We start from the raw sequence: 20,931 nt of genomic DNA, 5'->3' as shown, positions 1-20,931 counted from the left end.
ATTATAAAAATAATAATATTTTTATTATAAAATATTTATATTATTTAAAAATTATATTTTTTTTAAATATTTTATATAATTGTTATATATTTTATATTATTAATAATATTTTTAAAATTTTTGTATTTTTAAGTAAATTTTGAGGAATTTTATGATAAAAAAATTTAATATATTAATATTCATTTTTTTTGTATTTTTTAGTATTATAATTTCTGAAATTAAATATAAATTTTTTATATATGATTATAGTTATATAAGAGAAAAAGAAAATAATTTAATTTTAATTTTATTTTTTACTATGTTATTTGTTATAATACCTGTTATTTTTATGACAATATTTTTTGTTTATAAATATAATGAAAATAACAAAAATAAGATTTATAGTCCTAATTGGAAAGATTCATATATTGTAGAATCTATAATATGGACAATTCCTATAATAATAATTTTTTTTCTATCTATTATTTCTATAAATTCTACTAAAGATTTAGATCCAAGAAAGAATATTAATAGTATTAATAAAACTATAGAAATTGATGTAATTTCTTTAGATTGGTGTTGGTTATTTATTTATCCTAATTATAAAATAGCTTCTATAAATGAAGTATCATTTCCAGTAAATACTCCTATTAAATTTAATTTAACTTCTGGATCTGTTATGAATTCTTTTTTTATTCCTAGTTTAGGAAGTCAAATATATACTATGCCTGGAGCTAAAACAAAATTATACTTAATTGCTAATCATGTTGGTGTATATAAAGGTTTATCTGCAAATTATAGTGGAAATGGTTTTTCTGGAATGAAATTTTCTGCAATAGTTTTTAAAAACAATAATGAATTTTTTAATTGGATAAAAAATATAAAAAAATCTAAAAATTCTTTAAATAATATAAATAATTTTTATAGTTTACAAATTTCTAGAAAAAATAGAGAAATAGAATATTTTTCTAATGTTTATCCTAATTTATTAAATAATGTTATATCAAAATTTAATTGTAAAAATTAACATTAAAAATTTTTATATTTGGAGATATTTTGAATATGTTAGGAAATTTAACTTTTAATGATATACCTATTAATGAACCTATAATAGTTTTTACTTTTTTTATTGTTTGTATATTTTTTTTTATTTCTATATATTTTATTAATAAATATAATAAATGGAAATATATTTGGGAACATTGGATTACTTCAGTAGATCATAAAAAAATTGGAATAATGTATATTATATTAGGAATTATTATGTTTTTTAGAGGATTTATTGATGCTATTATGATGAAAAGTCAACAATTTTTATCTTCATATCAGCAAAATATATTTAATAAAAGTGGATTTCTTCCATCTTATCATTATGATCAAATATTTACTGCTCACGGAGTCATAATGATTTTTTTTGTTGCTATGCCATTAATAATAGGATTAATGAATTTTGTAGTTCCTTTACAAATAGGTTCTAGAGATTTAGCTTTTCCATTTTTAAATAATTTAAGTTTTTGGTTAACAGTTAGTGGAGCTATATTAGTTAATATTTCCTTATTTGTAGGAAGGTTTGCATCTGCAGGATGGTTGTCATATCCTCCTTTATCAGAAATAAAATATAGTCCTGGAGTTGGAATAGATTATTGGATATGGAGCTTACAAATTTCTGGAATAGGAACTTTATTAACTGGAATAAATTTTATAGTTACAATTTTAAAAATGCGTACTTTTGGTATGACATTATTTAAAATGCCAATATTTACTTGGACATCTTTATGTTCTAGTATTTTAATAGTATCTTCATTTCCTGTTTTAACGGCAACAATATTATTACTTACTTTAGATAGATATTTTGGATTTCATATATTTACAAATGATTTAGGTGGAAACCCAATGATGTATATAAATTTAATTTGGATTTGGGGTCATCCTGAAGTATATATATTAATTCTACCAGCTTTTGGAATTTTTTCAGAAATAGTTTCTACTTTTTCAAGAAAACATTTGTTTGGATATAATTCATTAGTGTGGGCTAGTTTGTCTATTACATTATTGTCTTTTGTAGTATGGGCTCATCATTTTTTTACTATGGGGTCAGGATATAGTGTAAATACTTTTTTTGGAATAGCTACTATGATAATAGCAATTCCTACTGGAGTAAAAGTTTTTAATTGGATATTTACTATGTATAAAGGAAATATAAAAATGCACTCTTCTATGTTATGGACTATTGGATTTATCATAACATTTTCTATAGGAGGTATGTCTGGAGTAATATTATCATTACCTGCTGCAGATTTTATTTTACACAATAGTTTATTTTTAGTAGCTCATTTTCATAATGTTATTATAGGTGGTGTAGTATTTGGATGCTTTGCTGGAATAAATTATTGGTTTCCTAAAATGTTTGGTTTTACATTAGATGAAAAATTTGGAAAAATATCCTTTTATTTTTGGATAATAGGTTTTTTTGTAACTTTTATTCCAGTTTATTTGTTAGGTTTTTTTGGAATGACAAGAAGAATAAGTCAAAATATAGATTTTGAATTTCATAATCTTTTATTTATTTCTTTATTAGGTGTTGTTTTAATTTTTATTGGAATAATGTTTCAAATTATTCAATTTATAGTATCTTTTAAAAAAAAATGTAAAAATATTAATTTATCTGATCCTTGGAATGGAAGAACTTTAGAATGGTCTACATCTTCTCCTCCAAAGCATTATAATTTTATGTTTTATCCAAAAGTTAAGAAAATAGATCAATTTTGGGAAAATAAAAATGTTAAAAATGCTGGATATGTTAAAAATAATAATGGTTTTAATATTCCTAAAAATACTTCTATAGGTTTTTATGTAGGGTTTTTTTCTATATTATTAGGTTTTTCAGCAGTTTGGAGAATTTTGTGGATATTTAGTTTTTCTTTTATAATTATTTTATTTTTTTTAATTAAAAATTTTTTTTATGATCAAGAAAAACATTTTATTAGTACAAAAAAGTATAATAAAAAAAAATAATATATTTTTTTTAAAACAGGTTAATTATTATGAATGATAATAATATTAAAATAGATAATAATTTTAAATTAAAACATATTTCTTTTAATAAAATTTTAAATTCAAATGTTATATTTGGATTTTTGATGTATTTAATGAGTGATTGTATATTATTTTCTGTTTTTTTTTCAGTATATTTTGTAATTTCTTATAATTATAATTTTGATATTTTTAAAAATAATTTAATTAATATATATTATGTTTTTTTAGAAACTTCTTTTTTATTATTTAGTTCTTGTACTTATAGTATTTCTATGGTTTTTTTGAAATATAAAAAAATTTTTTATTTTTATGTTTTTATTATGTTAACTTTTTTATTAGGTTTTGCTTTTGTTTTAATAGAAGTAAATGAACTTTTTAATTTATCTAAAAATGTTTTTTTTATATCTAAAAATGGATTTTTTTCTTCTTTTGTTTCTTTATTAACTTTACATGCATGTCATATTTTATTTGGTTTATTATGGATAATTTTTATGTTAATAAAATTTAATTTAAGTGCATTTAATTATAATATGTATATTCAATTTTTTTGTTTAGGTTTATTTTGGCATTTTTTAGATATTATTTGGATGTTAATATTTAATTTCATATATTTATTTGGGTTTATAAAATGAAAAATTATATAAAAAAAGAAAAATATATTCATTATTTTTTTTTTACAATTGTTTCTTTTACTATTTTTTTGATTTCTATTTTTTTAATTAAATTTAATGTTTTAAATAAAAATTTAAAACGTTTTTTAATATTTATTTTTTCTATAGTTAATTTAATTATATATTTTAATATATTTTTACATATAAAATATAAAAATTATAAAAGTTATTATAATATAATTACTATAATTTTTACTTTAATAATAATTTTTATAATAATTTTTGGATCCAGATCTATTATGCTTAGTTTACATAGTAATACTATGGTAAATTAAATATGAAATTAAAAAATATAAAATATTATCTTCAAATAATAAAACCAGGAATAGTTTTTGGAAATTTGATTACTTTTTCTTCTTGTTTTATATTTGCTTCTAAAGGAAATATTAATTTAAATCTATTTTTTTTTACATTTTTTAGTTTATTTTTAATTATATCTGGAAGTTGTGTTTTAAATAATATTATTGATATTAGTATTGATAAGAATATGACTAGAACTAAAAATAGAGCTTTAGTTATAAAAAAAATTTCTATTGTATATGCTTGGTTTTATTCATATTTATTGCTTTTTTTAGGTTTTATTATAATGTTTTATTTTGTAAATTTTTTTTCTTTTTTTTTATCTTTTTTAGGTTTTTTTATTTATATATTTTTATATAGTTTATATTTAAAAAAAAAATCTATTTTTTCTATATTTATAGGAAGCATTTCTGGTGCAATGCCTCCTATAATAGGATATTATTCTGCATGTAAAAAATTAGATTTAAATTTTTTATTGTTTTTTATAATATTTTTTTTATGGCAAATACCTCATTTTTATATAATTTCAATATTTAGAATTAAAGATTATAAAAATGCAAAAATTCCAATTTTACCTTTAAAAAAAGATATTTTTTTTACTGTTTGTATGATATCTTTATGTATATTTTTTTTTACAATTTTTTCTAATTTATTTTATTTATATAATTTTTCATTAAATAAATTTTTTATTTTTTCTACTTTAATTAATTTTTTTTGGTTATTTTTTACTTTATTAGCATATTTTTATAAAAATAATAAAATATTTTATTTTTCTTTTTTAATATCTATATTTTCAAATTTTATAACTAGTTTTTTTATTGCAATTCATTATATGTAATTTTTATATAAATTATATACATATATTTGTTTTTGGTAATCCTGATATTTTACTAGATATTTTAATATAATCATTATTAAAAAGTTTATTTAAATATATTTTTTTTTTTATTTTTTTATTTAATATTTTATATACAATTAACATTGATGGTGTTCTTTCAAATTTTATATAGAATTTTCTAATTATTTTAATTATTATCCAATGCGTTTTTGTTAGTGTGATATTTTCTTTTATTGCTATTTGATTTGCAATTTTTTTATTCCAATATTTGTATTTTTTTAAATATCCATTTTTATCTAATATTTTTTTATTTTTTTTGTTCATTTTTAAGTATATTAAAATTTGATCATTTTATTATTTATAACAAAGGTTTTATTATATAAGAAATATTTATGAAAAAATATATTTTAAACAATTTTAGTAATTTTAAAACAATATTGATAATATTAATAATATTTTTTTTTAGAAATATAAGTTTGTTTTTTGTTTTTCCTATATTAAGTTTTTATTATTTAGAAATTAATGGAAATAGTAAATTTTTAAGTTGTTTGTGTTTAAGTATATATGGAATTTTTCAAATAATTTCTCAAGTTCCTTTATATTATTTTTCTTTAATAATAGGAAAAAAAAATACTGTTTTAATAAGTATGTTATTTTTTTTTATTGGAAATTTAATTTGTTTTTTTTCTTATTCTATTTGGGGTATTTTATTAGGAAGATCTTTACAGGGATTTAGTTCTTCTTCTATATTGACTGACATATTAATTGTTAATACTAGTAAGAAAAACAGAATTTTTTCTGTTTTTTCTATTGGAATTACATTTTGTTTATCTTTTTTTTTGTCTATGTCTTTTTCTATATTTATATTTAAAAAAATAGGATTAAAAAATATTTTTTTAATTTCATCTATTTTATCTTTCTTATTATTATGTTTTTCTTATTTTTTTATACCAAAAGATTTGTCAAGAAAAAATATTAAAAAAAAATATTTTGATAAAAATAATTTTTTTTATTTTTTTAAAAATAATATTAATATAAATTTTATTAAATATACTTTTATATCTAATTTTATTTTTTCATCAAATTTTTCTGTACTTTCACAGGTTTTTTCTATTTTTTATACTAATAAAAATTTTTATTATAAAATATATTTTTATATATTTTTAATATCATTTTTATTATCTATTATTTTAATTTTTTTTGTTAGAAAAAATATTACTAATAAAAATATTTATATTTATTTATTTTATTTATTTTTAATTTCTGAAATTATATTTTTTTTTAATAATAATTTTAAAATTTTATTGTTTTTAAGTATTGGAACATTTTTTTTAGTTTATAATTTATTATCTTCTATTTTACCTATTGTAATTAGAAAAAATTTTAATAAATCTAGTTTATATGATAAAAATATTATTACATCTATATATACTACTTTTCAAATTTTTGGTATGTCTATTGGTAATATTTTTAGTGGAACATTGTGCAGTTTTATAAATTTTAAATTAGTTTTTTTATTTTGTATTTTTTTAATATTATTATATTTTGTAACTAGTAAAAAAGGTTTTTTAAATAAATTTTAAAATAATTTAAATTTTATATTTAAAAATTTTTAATAAATATATTTTTTTATTATTTTTTTGTTCTAATATAATTAGCTGCTTTATCTAAAATTCCATTTATAAATTTATGACTTTTAGAAGATCCAAAATATTTTGCTAATTCTATTCCTTCATTTATAGCAACTTTATAAGGTATATCATATCTTTTTGTTAATTCATAAAAAGAAATTCTTAATATTGCTTTTTCTACTTGTCCTATTTTATTTATTTTTTTAGATATATATTTTTTTATTAAATTGTCTAAATATATATAATTTTTTGATATTCCTGAAATTATTTCATGAAAATAAATTAAGTCTGCTCCTTTAGTTTTTTTTTCTTTTATAAATTGATTTTCTATATCTTTTATATAATTTTTTGATATTTGCCATGAATAAAGTAGTTGAACTGCACATTTTCTAGCTTTTCTTCTAGATTTCATATTAATTGTTTCCTTTATTTTTTTTTAAAATATTTTATTAATTTTTATTTATATTAAGTATTGCATAATATTATAAAAAATGTATAATAATTATGTATATATTATATAATTTTTTTTTATAAGCGGAGTGGAGCAGTTCGGTAGCTCGTCGGGCTCATAACCCGAAGGTCGTTGGTTCAAATCCAACCTCCGCAACCAATTTTTTATTTTTTTATAGATTTTATAAGTATTTTTTTATCTGAAAAAATAATAGTTTTTTTTTTTGTTCTTGTTATACCTGTATATATAAGATTTTTATTTAAAATTTTATATTTTTTGTTTGGTATTATTATTATTGTTTTTTCAAATTCCGATCCTTGAGATTTGTGTATTGTCATTGACCATGAAACTTCATAATGTTTTATTGCATATTTTGGAATTTTTATAAATTTATTATCATAAGATTTAAAAAATATTTTTTTATTTTTGTTTTTATCATATAATAATATTCCTATATATCCATTAAATATATTTAAATCTCTGTGATTTTTTTTTACTATTATAGGTTTTCCTATATACCACTTTTTATTTTTTATGATTTTTTTTTTTATCATAATTTTTTTTATATTTTTATTTATTTTTTTTATACCAAAAAATCCTTTTTTTATAGCACAAAGAACTCTAATTTTATTAAATTCTTTTAATATTTTTTTAGGATTTTCATTTTTTTTTACTAGACTCCAATATTTTTTATATTTATTTAATATTGTTTCTATCATATTTTTATATTCTTTAAAATTTGATATTTTTTTAAAAAATACATTATCTAATTTATTTTCTTTTATTTTTTTTATTAATTTTTTAATTTTATTTTTTAATATCATATTAGATATTTTATATATTCCAGAACATTTTTTAAATCTATAATTTTTTTTTAATATACATATATTATCATTTATATGATATTTTTTTTTTTTTGATGCGCTATTATAATTTATTATATATTTTAATATTTTTAACATATTTTTACTAAAATTATTATTAAAATTTTTACATATTTGTTTAGTTATATTTATTTCATTTATTGGTGGTAATTGATTAAAATCTCCTAGGAAAATTATTTTTGTATTTTTTTTTACTGATTGTATTAAGTTTTTTAATAATATGGGACTTATCATAGAAGATTCATCTATTATTAATAAATCTACATTTAATTTATTTTTTTTATTAAATTTTGGATATGTGATTCCTGGATTTATTTTTAGCAAACTATGTATGGTATAAGATTTTTTTGGAATTTTATTTTTTTGATCTTTTTCAATTTTCAACTTTAATAAGTTTTTTTGTATAGATGTTAACATATGAAAAGAAGCTCTTCCTGTTGTAGCAACTATTTTTATTTTTTTTATTTTTTTACATATTTTTAAAATAAAAAAAATTATTGAAGATATTACAGTAGTTTTTCCAGTACCAGGTCCTCCAAATATAAATGTGATTTTATTTATAATAGACATTATTATAGATATTTTTTGTAATTTGTTTAAATTAATATTTTTATTTTTTTTAAATATTTTTTTTATTTTATAAATATTTTTATTTATTTTTTTTTTTTTTAAAATTTTACTAAAAATTTTTTTTTTTATTAAAAATATTTTATTAAAATAAAATTTTTTTTTATAAAATATTATTGGATAATTATATGGTTTTTTTGTTCCTATAGTTTTACTATTTTTTATACTTTCATAATAATTTTTTATACTAAAAAATTTTTTAAAAACATTTTTCATAATATTATTTTTTATTTTTTTTTTTTTAGTATTTAAAGAAATTTTTCCATTTTTATATGAATATATTAGAAGTATTATTATAGTTTTTACTAAAAAATTTTCTTTTTTTTTTAAAATTTTATATAGATAAACATCTGTTTTATAAATTATTTTTTTTTTTAATAATTTTTTTAATATTTTTTTATGTTTCATTTTTTTTACTATTTATTTTTTTTAAAAATTTTTTAGGAAATATAAAAAAAATTCCATATTTTTTACATTTTGTTATTTTTTCAAAAGATCTTAAAAATAAGTAAAATATTCCTCCAAAATGTTTTTTGAATTTATATTTTTTAATATTTTTTTTTAAATATGTATTTATTCCTAATAAATACATTTTATATTGAATATCATATTTATTTTTCAAGATATATTTTTTTATTTTTTTTTTACTATAGTTTTTTTTTTTATTTCCTAAATAATTAGATTTAAAATCTATAAAATAGTATTTATTTTTCCATAAAAAAACTATATCTATAATTCCAACAAATATTTTTTTGCATATTTTATATTTTTTTTTTTTATTTTTTTTTATGTAAATTAATTTATTAAATATTTTAATATCAGATTTTTTTTTAATATATATATTAAATTTCATATCTTGAACAAAATTATTTTTTTTTATTTTTGATAATTTTATACCATTTTTACTTATGCTTGTGTTAATTATATTTTTCATCCAAAAATATATTATTTCTGCCCATTTATAATTTAAATTATATTTTTTTATTTCATTTTTTATCCAATAAATTTTTGTATCATTTTTATTTATAAATTTTTTTAATATTTTGTGTAATATTTTCCCAAAAATTTTTCCTCTAGGAAAAGTATATGTATTAAAAATTAATTTTTTTTTATCTTTTTTTAAAAAAAAGTTTTTTATTTCATTTTTATTTTTATTTTTTTTTATATTATTATTAATTTTTGTAAAGCTTATTATTTTATATTTTATATACTTTTTTTTTAGATTTATATTTTTTTTTTCTTTTTTTTCTTTTTTTATTTCTATATATTTTTTTATATTTTTTATTTTATTAACAATTTTTAAAAATTTTTCTTTTTTTAATTTTTTTATTATTTTTTTAAAACTTTTAAATTTTTTTTTCTTTCTATTTTGCAAAATATTTCCAATTCCGCTATTATGTACATCAGTATATTCTGTGTTTTTTCGTTTTTTTATAGCAGATATTATTATTGTACAATGTACTATAGCTCTAGTTAAAGATACATATAATAATCTTATACTGTCTTTTATATTTTCATAAAAAATTTTTTTTTTATATTTTTTTTTTTTTAAATCAATCAATTTTATAAATTTTTTTTTATCATAATATATAAAATTTTTTTCTTTTTTAAAATGCATTAAAAATGGTATTATTACTATTGGATATTCTAATCCTTTAGATTTATATATAGTAGTTATTTTTATTTTATTTGTTTTTTCATTTTTATTAAAATATTTTTTTTTTTCATTTTCTTGAAAAATTTTTTTTTCTAACCAATATATAAATAAATTTATTTTTTTTATTTTATATATTTTTTTTTCTAAATGTTTTGCTATATAAAAATATTTTTTTATATATTTTTCCATTTTATTTTTATTAAAAATATTTTTTTTAATTATATTATTTTTTATTATATATTTTATTAAATTTAATATTCCTTCTTTTCTTAATATATAATTATATTTTTTAAATATTTTTATTTGTTTAAAAAATTTTTTTTTATTAATATTTATTTTATAAATTTCATGTATACTATTTGAAATTATTTTAGTACTATTTGCATTTATAATTTTTTGTTTATTTGAAAAATCTAATGTAGATTTTAATAATATTAATATTTCTTTTATTTCTTCTGTTTTATATATATTAATTTTTTCTAGTTGATAATATGAATTTATTCCATATTTATTTAGAGATTTTTTTAAATAATTATTTTCTGATTTATTTTTTACTAAAATTACTATATCTTTTTTTTCTATAATTTTTTTTTTATTATGATATTTTATTATAGCTTTTTTTTTAATTCCAAGTGATAACCATTTTGATATTTGTTTAGCACATTGATCTGATGCCCATAAAAAATATTTTTCAAAATTTATTTTGGATTTTTTATAAAATATTATTTGAAAATTTTTTTCTTCAGATTTATTAATAATTATTTTTATATTGTTGTTTTTTTTTTTATATTTTGTTTTTATAAATTTTATTTTTTTTGTTAAAAATGGATACTTATTTTTTAAAAATATTTTGTTTATAAATTTAACTATATTAGGAGATGATCTCCAATTAGTATCTAAAAAATAATGATTTTTTATTTTTTTTTTAAAATTGTTGTACAATAATATATTTGATTTTCTAAAATTGTATATACATTGTTTTGGATCTGAAAAAACTATCATTATATTTTTTTTTGATTTTTTATTATATATTTTCAAAAAAATTTTTTGTTGATATATATCTGTATCTTGAAATTCGTCAATAATAGCAATAGGATATTTTTTTTTTATTAGTAATAGTATGTTTTTATTTTTTTCTATAGATTTTTTAATACATTTTGTAAGATCATCAAAATTTATTTTTGACTCTTTTTTTTTTTCTATTTTTATAATTTTTGGTATTTTGTTTATAATTTTATAAATTATAAATTCTTTCATAAAAAATTTTTTTTTAAAAAATTTTTTAATATAATTTGAAAAATATTTTAAATTTTTATATATATATACATATGTTTTTATATTTTTCAAATTTACTATTTTTTCTATTTCTTTTGGTATATTATAATTTTTTATTTTCTTTTTATACCATATATTTATTTTTTTTTTATATCTTAGTATTATTTTATATCCTTTTTTGTTTTTTTTTAAATTTTTTATTATTTTTTTAATTGTTTTTTCAATAGTTTTCCATTTTTTTTTTAATATAATAATTTTTTTTATTAATAAAGTATGATAAGATTTTATATTATTTTTTTCAAATTTTTTATATAATTTGGTTTTTATATTATTTTTTATTATGTTTTTTATTTCAATAAAAATTTTTTTTGGTTCTTTCCAATAAAAATATATTATTTTTACTATTTCTTTTGGAAGTTTATAAAAATTTTTTCTCCAAAAATTTTTTATAGAATTTAATATTATTTTTTCTTCATCTTTTATTATTTTTTTATAAAATCCTATTTTAAATAAAAAATTATTTTCTCTTATAATATTGTTACAAAATTGATGAATTGTTAATATTGAAGAACCGTCAAATTCTTTTTCTATTTTTGATAATTTTTCTATAACTTTATTAATATTTTTTATTTTTTTTATAATTTTTTTATATATAATATTATTGCTATTTTTTTTAATACAATCTTTTTTAAATTCTGAAATCATTATTTTTATTTTTTTGTATATTTCATTTTTAGAATAATTTGTAAATGTTAATATTAATATTTTATTTACATTTAAATTTTTAATATATTTATTTTTTATATTTATGTTTAATGCTAATCTTAAAAATAATATAATTATGCTAAAAGTTTTTCCTGTACCTGCTGAAGATTCTATTAAAGAATTTTTTAAAAAATTTATTTTTAGTATATTTAATTTTTTCATATTTTATTACAAAATTAATTTATTTTTTCATATTTTTAAAAATGGAATAGTACCATTTTAATGAAGAATTATATATTTTTTTAATATTTTTTTTATTTATATTTTTTATTATTTTTTTTATATATATATTGTTTTTTTCTCCTAAAATATAGTTATTTCCATTCCAATTTTTAACAAAAGATTCTTTTAATTTTTTTTTATTTGTTCCTTTTATTAAATTTTTTATCCATAAAATTCCTGATCTTGTTATAAAAATTGGATTTGTTATTCCATTAAAATATCCTATTAAATATTTTAAAATATATTTATATGATTTTTTTTTACTTAATTTTTTAAAAATTATTTTTGAATTTTTATAACCAAACATTTTACTATCACTTTTACATATGTTTTTTATACAAAATATTAAATGATAAAACCAAAATTCTATTTCATCATATAAATTTAATATTTTAGGTTTCCATTTTATTAATTTTTTTAATGAATTAGTTTCTATGTTTGCATATATTATAAAATTTTTTATTTTAATTTTTATTTTTTTTTTTTTTTTATTAATATAAAATTTATAAATTTTTTTTTTTAAAATTTTAGAATTTTTTAAAATTTTTTCAAAAATTATTTTACCAAAATATTTTTTTGGAAGAATTCCTGAACATAAATAATATTTAAATATTTTGTTTATGTCTTTATTTTTTAAAATATATTTAAATACTTTTTCATTAATTTTTTTTTCTATATTTTTGTTTAATATAAAAGGTTCTTCATCTAAATCATCTTTTTTATAATATTCAAACAAATTAATTTTAACAGTATTTTTTAAAAAATATTCTATTGGATTTTTCCAAAAATTTATTAGTTTTTTTATATCTATCTTTATTTTTTTTTTTATATCTATTTTTTTTATAGTTTTTTTTATTTTTTTTTGTTTATTTAATTTTTTATAATTTATATATGATATATCTTCTTTATATTTTTTTATAATATTTGAAATAATATTTTTTTTATTTTCTATAATATTTTTTGACAAATTTTTATTTAAATAGTAATTTTCAGATATATAATCTATTAATATTTCTATTATTTTTATATTGTTATTTTTGTTAAAGTTATTTGTATAACTTATACAAAAATATTTTTCTGCAGAAATCATTAATAGTATAATTTCACTAATATAGTTATATTTTTCTTTATAATATTCATTATTTTTTTTTTTATATGTTAAATCAAATTTTTTAAATGAATTTTTATATTTTTTTTTATAATAATTCATTCCTATAAAATATATTACTTTAAAATTTATATTTTTTATTTGATCATAATTACAAAATGTAACAGAATTTAAAAATATTTTTTTATTAAAAGATTTTGTTTTTATTAATTTTTTAAAAATAATTTTTAAGTTGTTTATACAAATTTTTTTTTTATATTTTACTTTTATTCCTGATTCTAAAATTTTATTTAATATTTTTTTTATATTTTTTTTAAGTAATTTTTTTTTATAAAATATAAATTCTTCCAAAAAATTTTTTAATATATATTTCCATTTATGTAATTTTCTTGATTTTGAAAATATTTTTTTCCATTTTTTTATTAAATATATAAAATTTATTAATTTTTTAAATAATTTTTTGTTGTAATAATTTATTTTAATATATGGAAATATATTTTTATAAATCATTTTTTTTTGATATGTAATGCTTCCTAACAAAATTTTTTTTATTCCATAAAACCAAGTATTTTCTTTTCCTATATATTTATATTCTTTTTTTATTATTTTTTCATTTATACCAAATTTTATAAATAAGTCTGAAATCCATATTTCTAATATATTTATTTCTTTGCTTTTTATATTATATTTTTTTTTTATAAAATTAGTATTTAATAAATTCATTATTTCTCTTTTAGTAATTTTTTTATCTTTTAAACTAAATATTTTATAAATAAATTTAAAACATTCATTTTCTTTATTATTATAATTTTTTATAATTTTATAAGGTATATTATTTTTATATTTTTTTTTATTAAATATACTTTTTATATAAGGAAAATATTTTTCTATTTTTTTCGAAATGATAACTATATCACTAAATTTTATATTTTTTTCTTTGTTTAATATTTTTATTAAATTTCTATTGAGAATTTCTATTTCTTTATATTTACTACAACAAGAATTTATTAAAATAGAATTATCTTTTTTACGTATTTTTTTATAATTTAATTTATTTAATACTATATCTTTTTGTATATTTTCTAATAAAGTTTTTTTTTTTTTATTTTTTTCCCTTAAAATATATATATTTTTTTTTTTAAAATTTTTTATTAAATTTATATAAGTTTTAGCTAAGTACATTAATAATGGATTTATAATAATTTTTTTTAATTTTTTTACAATATTGAAACTTTTAAAATTTTTAAAATTATTTTTTTCTTTTATTAATATACCTAGTGGAGTAACAATTAATATTATTATAGAAAATTTTTTGTTTAATATATTAAAAAACGACATAAAAAGCTTAGATATATTATTAGTATTTATAATAAATATCCTTTTTTTATTTTTTTTATTTTCTGAAAAATTATTTATATAACTTTTAAAGTTATTTTTTTTAAAGTTATTTAATAATTTCCATATTTTTTTTTGAAATTTTTCTTTTTTATTTATTTTTGAATTATTTTTCCAATTTAGTATAATTTTTGGATTATATAATAAATATTTTTTAAAAATTTTTTTAATTTTTAATGAAAATAAAATTTTTTTCTTTTCATCAAATTTATTTTTAAATATTTTTTTTATATAATTGTTTTTTTGATTTAATAATATTTCCCAAAATAGTTCTAAATCTTTAAAAAAAATTTTTTTTTTAAAGATTTTACATAAAAATGTTTCTATAGTATAGAATTTTATATTTGAAAAAATTCCTATTTTTTTTGTAATAAATATTTCTATCCATTTAGCCGTTTTATAATCTTTTACAATAAAAATTTCTTCTAATAATATGTTTTTTTTTTTTTTATTATATTACAAGCTTTTTTTATCAATATATTAATTTTATTTGATATATATATTTTCATAATATGTTATTATTTTTTTTATTTTTTATATTTTTTATAAATATTTACATCAAGTTGTGGATACGGAATTGAAATATTATTTTTATCTAAAGATTTTTTAAATTTAGCCATTAAATCCCAGTATACAGAATTTAATTCATTAGTATTACTCCAACATCTTATTATAAAGTTTATAGAAGAAGGAGCTAATTCTGATAAACCAATTACTATATCTCTATCTTTTAAAACTCTTTCTTCTTTATTAACTACTTCTCTTAAAATTTTAATTACAAAGTCTACATCTGTTTGATATGATACACTAATATTAAATTCATTTCTTCTTGCGGGTTCTCTAGAATAATTTATTATATTTCCTGATACTATTTTTTCATTAGGAACAATTACTATTTTTCCATCTAATGTTCTTAAAGTTGTATAAAATATATGTATATTTAAAACAGTTCCTGATGCACTTCCTAAATCTACATATTCTCCTGTTTTTAATGGTCTTAATGTTACTAATAATACTCCTGCAGCAAAATTTGATAAAGATCCTTGTAAAGCTAACCCAATAGCCATTCCAGCAGCTCCTAATATTGCTATTACAGATGTAGTTTGTACACCTATACATCCAAGTGAAGCTATAAGAGAAAACGTTATTATTATATATCTAACTAAAGATGATAGAAAATTTGAAATTGTTATGTCTATAGATCTTGATATCAATACTTTATTAATACCGTTTGATATTATACTTGCGATAAATGTGCCAGTAGTAAATATTATTATTGAAGAAATAAAATTTATTATATAACTTAAAACTAATTCTTGATTTCTTATTATCCAGTTTCCAGCATGATGAATATCATTAACTACATTAAAATCATTCATTTTTTATTCCTATAATATTTTTTATAAAATTTTTATATATTTTTAAAAAATTTAATATTTTAAAATTTTTTGTTTAATATATTTATTGCATTTAAATTTTTAAATATTTTTTTAATTTTTTTAATTGTACATTTTTGTGCATGTCTTATCCAATTTCTTGGATCATAATATTTTTTATTTGGTAATTTTTTTCCTTTAGGATTTCCTATTTGACTTTTTAAATAATATTTATTTTTTTTATAAAATTTTAATATTCCTTTCCATAAATTCCATTGTATATCTGTATCTATATTTATTTTTATAACTCCATATGAAATAGATTTTTTTATTATATTTTTTTTTGAACCAGATCCTCCATGAAATACAAAATATATAGGTTTATTATTTAAATTATATTTTTTACTTATATATTTTTGAGAATTTATTAAAATTTTAGGTTTTAATGTTATATTTTTATGATAATAAACTCCATGTACATTTCCAAAGGATGCAGCAATTATAAATAAATTACTAATTTTTATTAATTTTTTATATGCATAATATATTTCTTTTGGTTTAGTATATAAATGTTTTTTTTCTATATTTGTATTGTCTACTCCATCTTCTTCACCTCCAGTGCATCCTAATTCTATTTCTAACATTATATTTATATTTTTCATTTTTTTAAAATATTTTGAACATATTTTTACATTATTTTTTATATTTTCTTTTGATAAATCTATCATATGAGAAGTAAATAATGGTATTCCTTTTTTTTTAAAAAATTTTTTGTTTTCTAGTATTAGTCCATCTAACCATGGCAATATTTCTTTATGACAATGATCAGTGTGTAATATTATTGGTATATTATAAAATTTTGAAATTTTATGTACATATTTTGCAGCTATAGTAGCTCCTAAAATAGATTTTTCATGAATATTTTTTATTTCAATTTTTTTTCCTATAAAAAATGATGATCCTGTATAAGAAAATTGTATTATTATAGGAGAATTTATTTTTTTAGAAGCTTCTAATACACAATTTATAGTATCAAAATTACAACAATTTATTGCAGGTATAGCAAAATTATTTTGCTTAGCTATTTTAAATATTTTTTTTGCTTCTGATCCAGATATAACTCCATTTTTAATATTTTTTAATAATCTTTTCAAAATTATATTACCTTTTAATTTTTTAAATTTTATTTATTAAATCTATCACTGGCAAAGTTCCATTTACTAAAAATTCTAAAAAAGCTCCACCTCCAGTAGAAATATATGAAATTTTATTTTTTATTTTTATTAAATCTATAATAGCTAAAGTATCTCCTCCTCCTGCTATAGAAAATGCTTTGCTCTTAGATATACATTTTGCTAATGTTTTAGTTCCATGTCTAAAATTAGAAAATTCAAATACTCCTAATGGACCGTTCCATATAATTGTTTTTGCTAATTTTAATATTTTTTTTATTTTATTTTCTGTTTTTTTTCCTATATCCATTATTTCTTCTTCATTATTAATTTCAGAAACTATTTTATTTTTTATTTTTGTATCATTTGAAAATTCTTTTCCTACTTTAGAATCTATAGGAATTATAAAATTAAATTTTTTATTCAATTTTTTTGCTTCTTTAACAAATTTTTTTTCATATAAAGATTTTCCTACATTATTTTTTATTGCTATAAAAGTATTAGCTATTCCTCCTCCTAAAATTATTTTGTCTGAAATTTTTCCTAAAGATTTTAAAAGAGAAAATTTAGTTGAAATTTTTGAACCACCAACAATAGATATTAAAGGTTTTTTTGGATTTTTTAACACTTTGTTTATAGCTATTATTTCTGATTCTAATAATTTTCCAAAACAAGATTTTTTTGCAAATTTTATTATTCCATAAGTTGATGAATGCATTCTATGAGCACTTCCAAATGCATCCATAACAAATATATCACATAGATCTGAATATTTTTTAGAAAGTTTTTTAGAATTTTTTTTTTCTCCTTTATTAAATCTAACATTTTCTAAAAAACAAATTTCTCCAAATTTTATTTTTATTGGATCAGAAATATTTTTATGAAATATAATATTAGTATTTTTTATTTTTTTTTTAAGATATTTAAATACTGGAAATAAAGAATATTTTTTTTCAAATTTTTCTTCTTTTGGTCTTCCAAAATGTGACATTAATATTATTTTAGCTTTTTTTTTTATTGCATATTTTATAGTAGATAAAGATCTATCTATTCTTTCACTAGAAACTATTTTTTTTTTTATTATAGTAACATTAAAATCACTTCTTATTATTATTCTTTTCTTTGATATGTTTGTGTTTGTTATTGTTCTCATAATTTTTATTTATTTTTAATTTTTATTTTAAATTTTTATTTATAAAACCACGATTTTATTCCATCTAAAAACATTTGTGTAGATAACATTATTAATATTAGACCCATTAATTTTTCTAATGCATTTACTATATTTTGTCCAAATAAATTTATAAAAATTTCTGCGGATAATAATATGAATAAACTAAAACTCCAAGCTATTATTAATGGTATTATTAATATTAATTTCTGATTATTATATTGATGTGATAAAAGTATTAATGTAGCTAATATAGAAGGACCAGCTATTAATGGTACTGCTAATGGAACTAAAAATGGTTCATTTTTTTTTGATATTTCTTTTTCTACATTATTGTTTTCATTTGAAAAAATCATTTTTATGGCAATTAAAAATAAAATTATTCCTCCAGATATAGATACTATTTGAGTTTTTAAATTTAAAAAAGATAATATTTTTTCTCCAGAAAATAAAAACAATATCATTATTATTAATGCTATTAACATTTCTCTTATTAATATTATTTTTTTTCTTTTTTTTTTAAATTTATTTAAAATAGACATAAAAATAGGAAGATTTCCTAATGGATCCATTATTAATATTAATAATATAGTATTAGAAATTATTTTATTCATTTTTTCCTTTTAAGTTTAATAGAATAATAATTTCATTTTTTTAATTATAATTTTATATATTTTATAAAATTTTTAAAAAAAAGATAATTTAATATATTTTACATTATTTTTTTTATTATAAAATAATATATATTATTTATTTTTAAAATTAAACATTTTTTATTATTTTTTATTTAATATTTATTATTAATAATTTTATTAAATAAAAATATTTTATTTTTTATATATTTTATTATTTTTTTTAATAAAAAAAATTTTAATAATTCTTATTGTATTAATATTTTTTATATAATATTTTATTATAATAACATTATTAAATTTTTGGAACCATATGAAAAAAAAAGTTGGTTTTATAGGATGGAGAGGATTGGTGGGTTCAGTACTTTTAGATAGAATGATTTTAAAAAATGATTTATCAAAAATAAATATAAAATTTTTTACTACTTCTCAAGTAGGTCATAATGGTCCTAAAATAAATAATATAAAATTTGGAATTTTAGAAAATGCATATGATTTACAAAAATTAATAGAAATGGATATTATATTGACATGCCAAGGTAGTGAATACACTAAAAAGGTATATTTTAATTTAAAAAAATTAGGATGGAATGGTTTTTGGTTAGATGCATCATCTTATCTTAGACAAAATAGTAATTCTATAATAGTATTAGATCCTGTAAATTATAATTTTATAAAAAAAAGTATAGAAAAAGGATGTAAAACTTTTTCAGGTGGAAATTGTACAGTTAGTTTAATGTTGATGTCTTTAGGAGGTTTATTTTCTGAAAATTTAATAAAAAGTATTTTTGTTTCTACATATCAATCTGTTTCTGGAGCTGGATCTAATTATATAAAGAATTTATTATTAGAAATGGGTAATTTGCATAGTAGTGTTAAAAATGATTTAAAAAAAAATAATATTTCTATATTAAAGATAGAAAATGTAGTTAGTTCTTTATTAAAATCAAATAATGGTATTAATAATTTTCCTCCTTTAGCTGGAAATTTAATACCATGGATAGATGAAGACGATGGACAAGGTAAAAGTAAAGAAGAAATTAAAGGAGAGTTTGAAACTAATAAAATATTAAATTTATCTAAATCTAAAAAAATAATTATAGATAGTGTTTGTGTTAGAATAGGTGTTTTTAGATGTCATAGTCAATCTTTTTTAATAAAACTTAAAAAAACAATAAGTATTAAAGAAATAAAAAGTTTATTAATTAATCATAATAAATGGGTTAATATAATAAATAATGATAAAATTAATACTATTAAAAATTTAGTTCCCTCTATGGTATCTAGAACTTTAAAAATATTGTTAGGAAGGATTAGAAAATCTTCTTTTGGTAGTAAATATATTACTGTTTTTTCTATAGGAGATCAATTGCTTTGGGGTGCTTCAGAACCTTTAAGAAGAATGTTAAATATATTAATAAAATTATAAAAATTTTATTATTATATAAAATTATAAATTATTATTTTTGTAATAAATATTTAAATGGAGTAAGTTCTATGTAAAATTCTATTATTTTATGATCCATAAATGTACAAAAATTAGGTATATCCCATTTAGTAGATGGATCATTTGATATAATTAATATCATTTCTTTTTTTTTCATAATTCTTATTTTTTTTCTTAAAAAAATTATTGAATCAGGACATTTATATTTTCTAATATCTAATACATTTCTATACATTTTTATTTTTTATAAATTATTTTATATTAAAATTTATATTATATTTTATTTTAATAATA

Annotated in this window: 17 protein-coding genes, 1 tRNA gene and 1 pseudogene; 8 read left to right on the top strand and 11 right to left on the bottom strand. The window is 15.3% G+C overall.

Translation table 11 applies throughout. The annotated features are described in order from the left end of the window. Window positions 1-151 precede the first annotated feature (151 nt). Genes cyoA through cyoE form a run of 5 tightly spaced genes read left to right on the top strand, consistent with a single transcriptional unit; the run spans window position 152 to window position 4,824 of the window. Window positions 152-1,006 carry a ubiquinol oxidase subunit II gene (cyoA, locus tag RJK19_RS01565; RefSeq protein ID WP_343183954.1) on the top strand — a complete coding sequence of 285 codons (855 nt, stop codon included), beginning with the start codon at window positions 152-154 and terminating at the stop codon, window positions 1,004-1,006. A 35-nt stretch (window positions 1,007-1,041) separates the two neighbouring features. Further along, the gene (locus RJK19_RS01560) at window positions 1,042-2,994 is read left to right on the top strand and encodes a cbb3-type cytochrome c oxidase subunit I (protein WP_343183953.1); all 1,953 of its coding nucleotides are present in this window, start codon (window positions 1,042-1,044) and stop codon (window positions 2,992-2,994) included. A 29-nt stretch (window positions 2,995-3,023) separates the two neighbouring features. Continuing rightward, window positions 3,024-3,647 (top strand): cytochrome c oxidase subunit 3, encoded by a 624-nt coding sequence (locus RJK19_RS01555; RefSeq protein ID WP_343183952.1) that lies wholly within the window; start codon window positions 3,024-3,026, stop codon window positions 3,645-3,647. Continuing rightward, window positions 3,644-3,961 (top strand): hypothetical protein, encoded by a 318-nt coding sequence (locus RJK19_RS01550; protein ID WP_343183951.1) that lies wholly within the window; start codon window positions 3,644-3,646, stop codon window positions 3,959-3,961. The genes RJK19_RS01555 and RJK19_RS01550 overlap by 4 nt, the downstream gene beginning before the upstream one ends. 2 nt (window positions 3,962-3,963) lie before the next feature. Further along, entirely contained in the window at window positions 3,964-4,824 is an 861-nt protein-coding gene (gene cyoE, locus RJK19_RS01545; RefSeq protein WP_343183950.1) for a heme o synthase, read from the top strand. Between the two features lie 12 nt (window positions 4,825-4,836). On the opposite strand, the gene RJK19_RS01540 is transcribed toward cyoE, so the two are convergent. Continuing rightward, a complete protein-coding gene (locus tag RJK19_RS01540; protein ID WP_343183949.1) occupies window positions 4,837-5,148 on the bottom strand; it encodes a TusE/DsrC/DsvC family sulfur relay protein in 312 nt (103 codons plus the stop codon). 68 nt (window positions 5,149-5,216) lie between these two features. On the opposite strand from RJK19_RS01540, the gene RJK19_RS01535 reads away from it, so the two are divergent. Continuing rightward, on the top strand, window positions 5,217-6,407 hold the full coding sequence (locus RJK19_RS01535; RefSeq protein WP_343183948.1) for an MFS transporter: 1,191 nt from the start codon (window positions 5,217-5,219) through the stop codon (window positions 6,405-6,407). A gap of 49 nt (window positions 6,408-6,456) precedes the next feature. Here RJK19_RS01535 and nusB read toward each other — a convergent pair whose 3' ends face one another. After that, the gene (gene nusB, locus RJK19_RS01530; protein WP_343184215.1) at window positions 6,457-6,873 is read right to left on the bottom strand and encodes a transcription antitermination factor NusB; all 417 of its coding nucleotides are present in this window, start codon (window positions 6,871-6,873) and stop codon (window positions 6,457-6,459) included. A gap of 115 nt (window positions 6,874-6,988) precedes the next feature. Between nusB and RJK19_RS01525 the strand changes: the two genes are divergently transcribed. Then, window positions 6,989-7,065: transfer RNA gene (locus RJK19_RS01525), tRNA-Met, on the top strand. Window positions 7,066-7,070: 5 nt separating this feature from the next. Here RJK19_RS01525 and recD read toward each other — a convergent pair. From recD to RJK19_RS01485, 8 genes and pseudogenes are all read right to left on the bottom strand, one after another. Next, a complete protein-coding gene (gene recD / locus RJK19_RS01520; RefSeq protein ID WP_343183947.1) occupies window positions 7,071-8,825 on the bottom strand; it encodes an exodeoxyribonuclease V subunit alpha in 1,755 nt (584 codons plus the stop codon). After that, complete coding sequence (gene recB / locus RJK19_RS01515) at window positions 8,815-12,276, bottom strand: exodeoxyribonuclease V subunit beta (protein WP_343183946.1); 3,462 nt, start codon at window positions 12,274-12,276, stop codon at window positions 8,815-8,817. The genes recD and recB overlap by 11 nt, the downstream gene beginning before the upstream one ends. 19 nt (window positions 12,277-12,295) lie before the next feature. Further along, window positions 12,296-13,426, bottom strand: a complete 1,131-nt coding sequence (locus tag RJK19_RS01510; RefSeq protein WP_343184214.1) for a hypothetical protein — start codon at window positions 13,424-13,426, stop codon at window positions 12,296-12,298. A gap of 1,089 nt (window positions 13,427-14,515) precedes the next feature. Beyond that, a pseudogene (locus RJK19_RS01505) lies at window positions 14,516-15,277 on the bottom strand (exodeoxyribonuclease V subunit gamma); the annotation flags it as partial. Window positions 15,278-15,366: 89 nt separating this feature from the next. Next, window positions 15,367-16,218 (bottom strand): small-conductance mechanosensitive channel MscS, encoded by an 852-nt coding sequence (mscS, locus tag RJK19_RS01500; protein ID WP_343183945.1) that lies wholly within the window; start codon window positions 16,216-16,218, stop codon window positions 15,367-15,369. 59 nt (window positions 16,219-16,277) lie between these two features. Further along, entirely contained in the window at window positions 16,278-17,369 is a 1,092-nt protein-coding gene (gene fbaA / locus RJK19_RS01495) for a class II fructose-bisphosphate aldolase (RefSeq protein ID WP_343183944.1), read from the bottom strand. A 22-nt stretch (window positions 17,370-17,391) separates the two neighbouring features. Continuing rightward, window positions 17,392-18,540 carry a phosphoglycerate kinase gene (pgk, locus tag RJK19_RS01490; RefSeq protein WP_343183943.1) on the bottom strand — a complete coding sequence of 383 codons (1,149 nt, stop codon included), beginning with the start codon at window positions 18,538-18,540 and terminating at the stop codon, window positions 17,392-17,394. A gap of 35 nt (window positions 18,541-18,575) precedes the next feature. After that, window positions 18,576-19,172, bottom strand: a complete 597-nt coding sequence (locus tag RJK19_RS01485; protein WP_343183942.1) for a YhgN family NAAT transporter — start codon at window positions 19,170-19,172, stop codon at window positions 18,576-18,578. A 331-nt stretch (window positions 19,173-19,503) separates the two neighbouring features. Here RJK19_RS01485 and asd point away from each other — a divergent pair, with 331 nt between their 5' ends. After that, window positions 19,504-20,619: an aspartate-semialdehyde dehydrogenase gene (asd, locus tag RJK19_RS01480; RefSeq protein WP_343183941.1), complete on the top strand. Its 1,116-nt coding sequence runs from the start codon at window positions 19,504-19,506 to the stop codon at window positions 20,617-20,619. A 31-nt stretch (window positions 20,620-20,650) separates the two neighbouring features. Here asd and tusA read toward each other — a convergent pair whose 3' ends face one another. After that, window positions 20,651-20,872, bottom strand: a complete 222-nt coding sequence (gene tusA / locus RJK19_RS01475; protein WP_343183940.1) for a sulfurtransferase TusA — start codon at window positions 20,870-20,872, stop codon at window positions 20,651-20,653. Window positions 20,873-20,931: the final 59 nt, after the last annotated feature.

This window comes from Buchnera aphidicola (Ceratovacuna keduensis), from assembly GCF_039372665.1.
Lineage (GTDB): Bacteria > Pseudomonadota > Gammaproteobacteria > Enterobacterales > Enterobacteriaceae > Buchnera_G > Buchnera_G aphidicola_D.
The sequence above is the reverse complement of the archived record's forward strand: the minus strand, read 5'-3'. Positions and strand labels throughout refer to the sequence as shown.

Excerpts from the sequence above, each read along its gene's own strand:
- cyoA (WP_343183954.1), top strand. The coding sequence starts at position 152 with ATGATAAAAAAATTTAATATATTAATATTCATTTTTTTTGTATTTTTT.
- RJK19_RS01560 (WP_343183953.1), top strand. The coding sequence starts at position 1,042 with ATGTTAGGAAATTTAACTTTTAATGATATACCTATTAATGAACCTATA.
- RJK19_RS01555 (WP_343183952.1), top strand. The coding sequence starts at position 3,024 with ATGAATGATAATAATATTAAAATAGATAATAATTTTAAATTAAAACAT.
- RJK19_RS01550 (WP_343183951.1), top strand. The coding sequence starts at position 3,644 with ATGAAAAATTATATAAAAAAAGAAAAATATATTCATTATTTTTTTTTT.
- cyoE (WP_343183950.1), top strand. The coding sequence starts at position 3,964 with ATGAAATTAAAAAATATAAAATATTATCTTCAAATAATAAAACCAGGA.
- RJK19_RS01540 (WP_343183949.1), bottom strand. The coding sequence starts at position 5,148 with ATGAACAAAAAAAATAAAAAAATATTAGATAAAAATGGATATTTAAAA.
- RJK19_RS01535 (WP_343183948.1), top strand. The coding sequence starts at position 5,217 with ATGAAAAAATATATTTTAAACAATTTTAGTAATTTTAAAACAATATTG.
- recD (WP_343183947.1), bottom strand. The coding sequence starts at position 8,825 with ATGAAACATAAAAAAATATTAAAAAAATTATTAAAAAAAAAAATAATT.
- recB (WP_343183946.1), bottom strand. The coding sequence starts at position 12,276 with ATGAAAAAATTAAATATACTAAAAATAAATTTTTTAAAAAATTCTTTA.
- RJK19_RS01510 (WP_343184214.1), bottom strand. The coding sequence starts at position 13,426 with ATGATTTCTGCAGAAAAATATTTTTGTATAAGTTATACAAATAACTTT.
- mscS (WP_343183945.1), bottom strand. The coding sequence starts at position 16,218 with ATGAATGATTTTAATGTAGTTAATGATATTCATCATGCTGGAAACTGG.
- pgk (WP_343183943.1), bottom strand. The coding sequence starts at position 18,540 with ATGAGAACAATAACAAACACAAACATATCAAAGAAAAGAATAATAATA.
- RJK19_RS01485 (WP_343183942.1), bottom strand. The coding sequence starts at position 19,172 with ATGAATAAAATAATTTCTAATACTATATTATTAATATTAATAATGGAT.
- asd (WP_343183941.1), top strand. The coding sequence starts at position 19,504 with ATGAAAAAAAAAGTTGGTTTTATAGGATGGAGAGGATTGGTGGGTTCA.
- tusA (WP_343183940.1), bottom strand. The coding sequence starts at position 20,872 with ATGTATAGAAATGTATTAGATATTAGAAAATATAAATGTCCTGATTCA.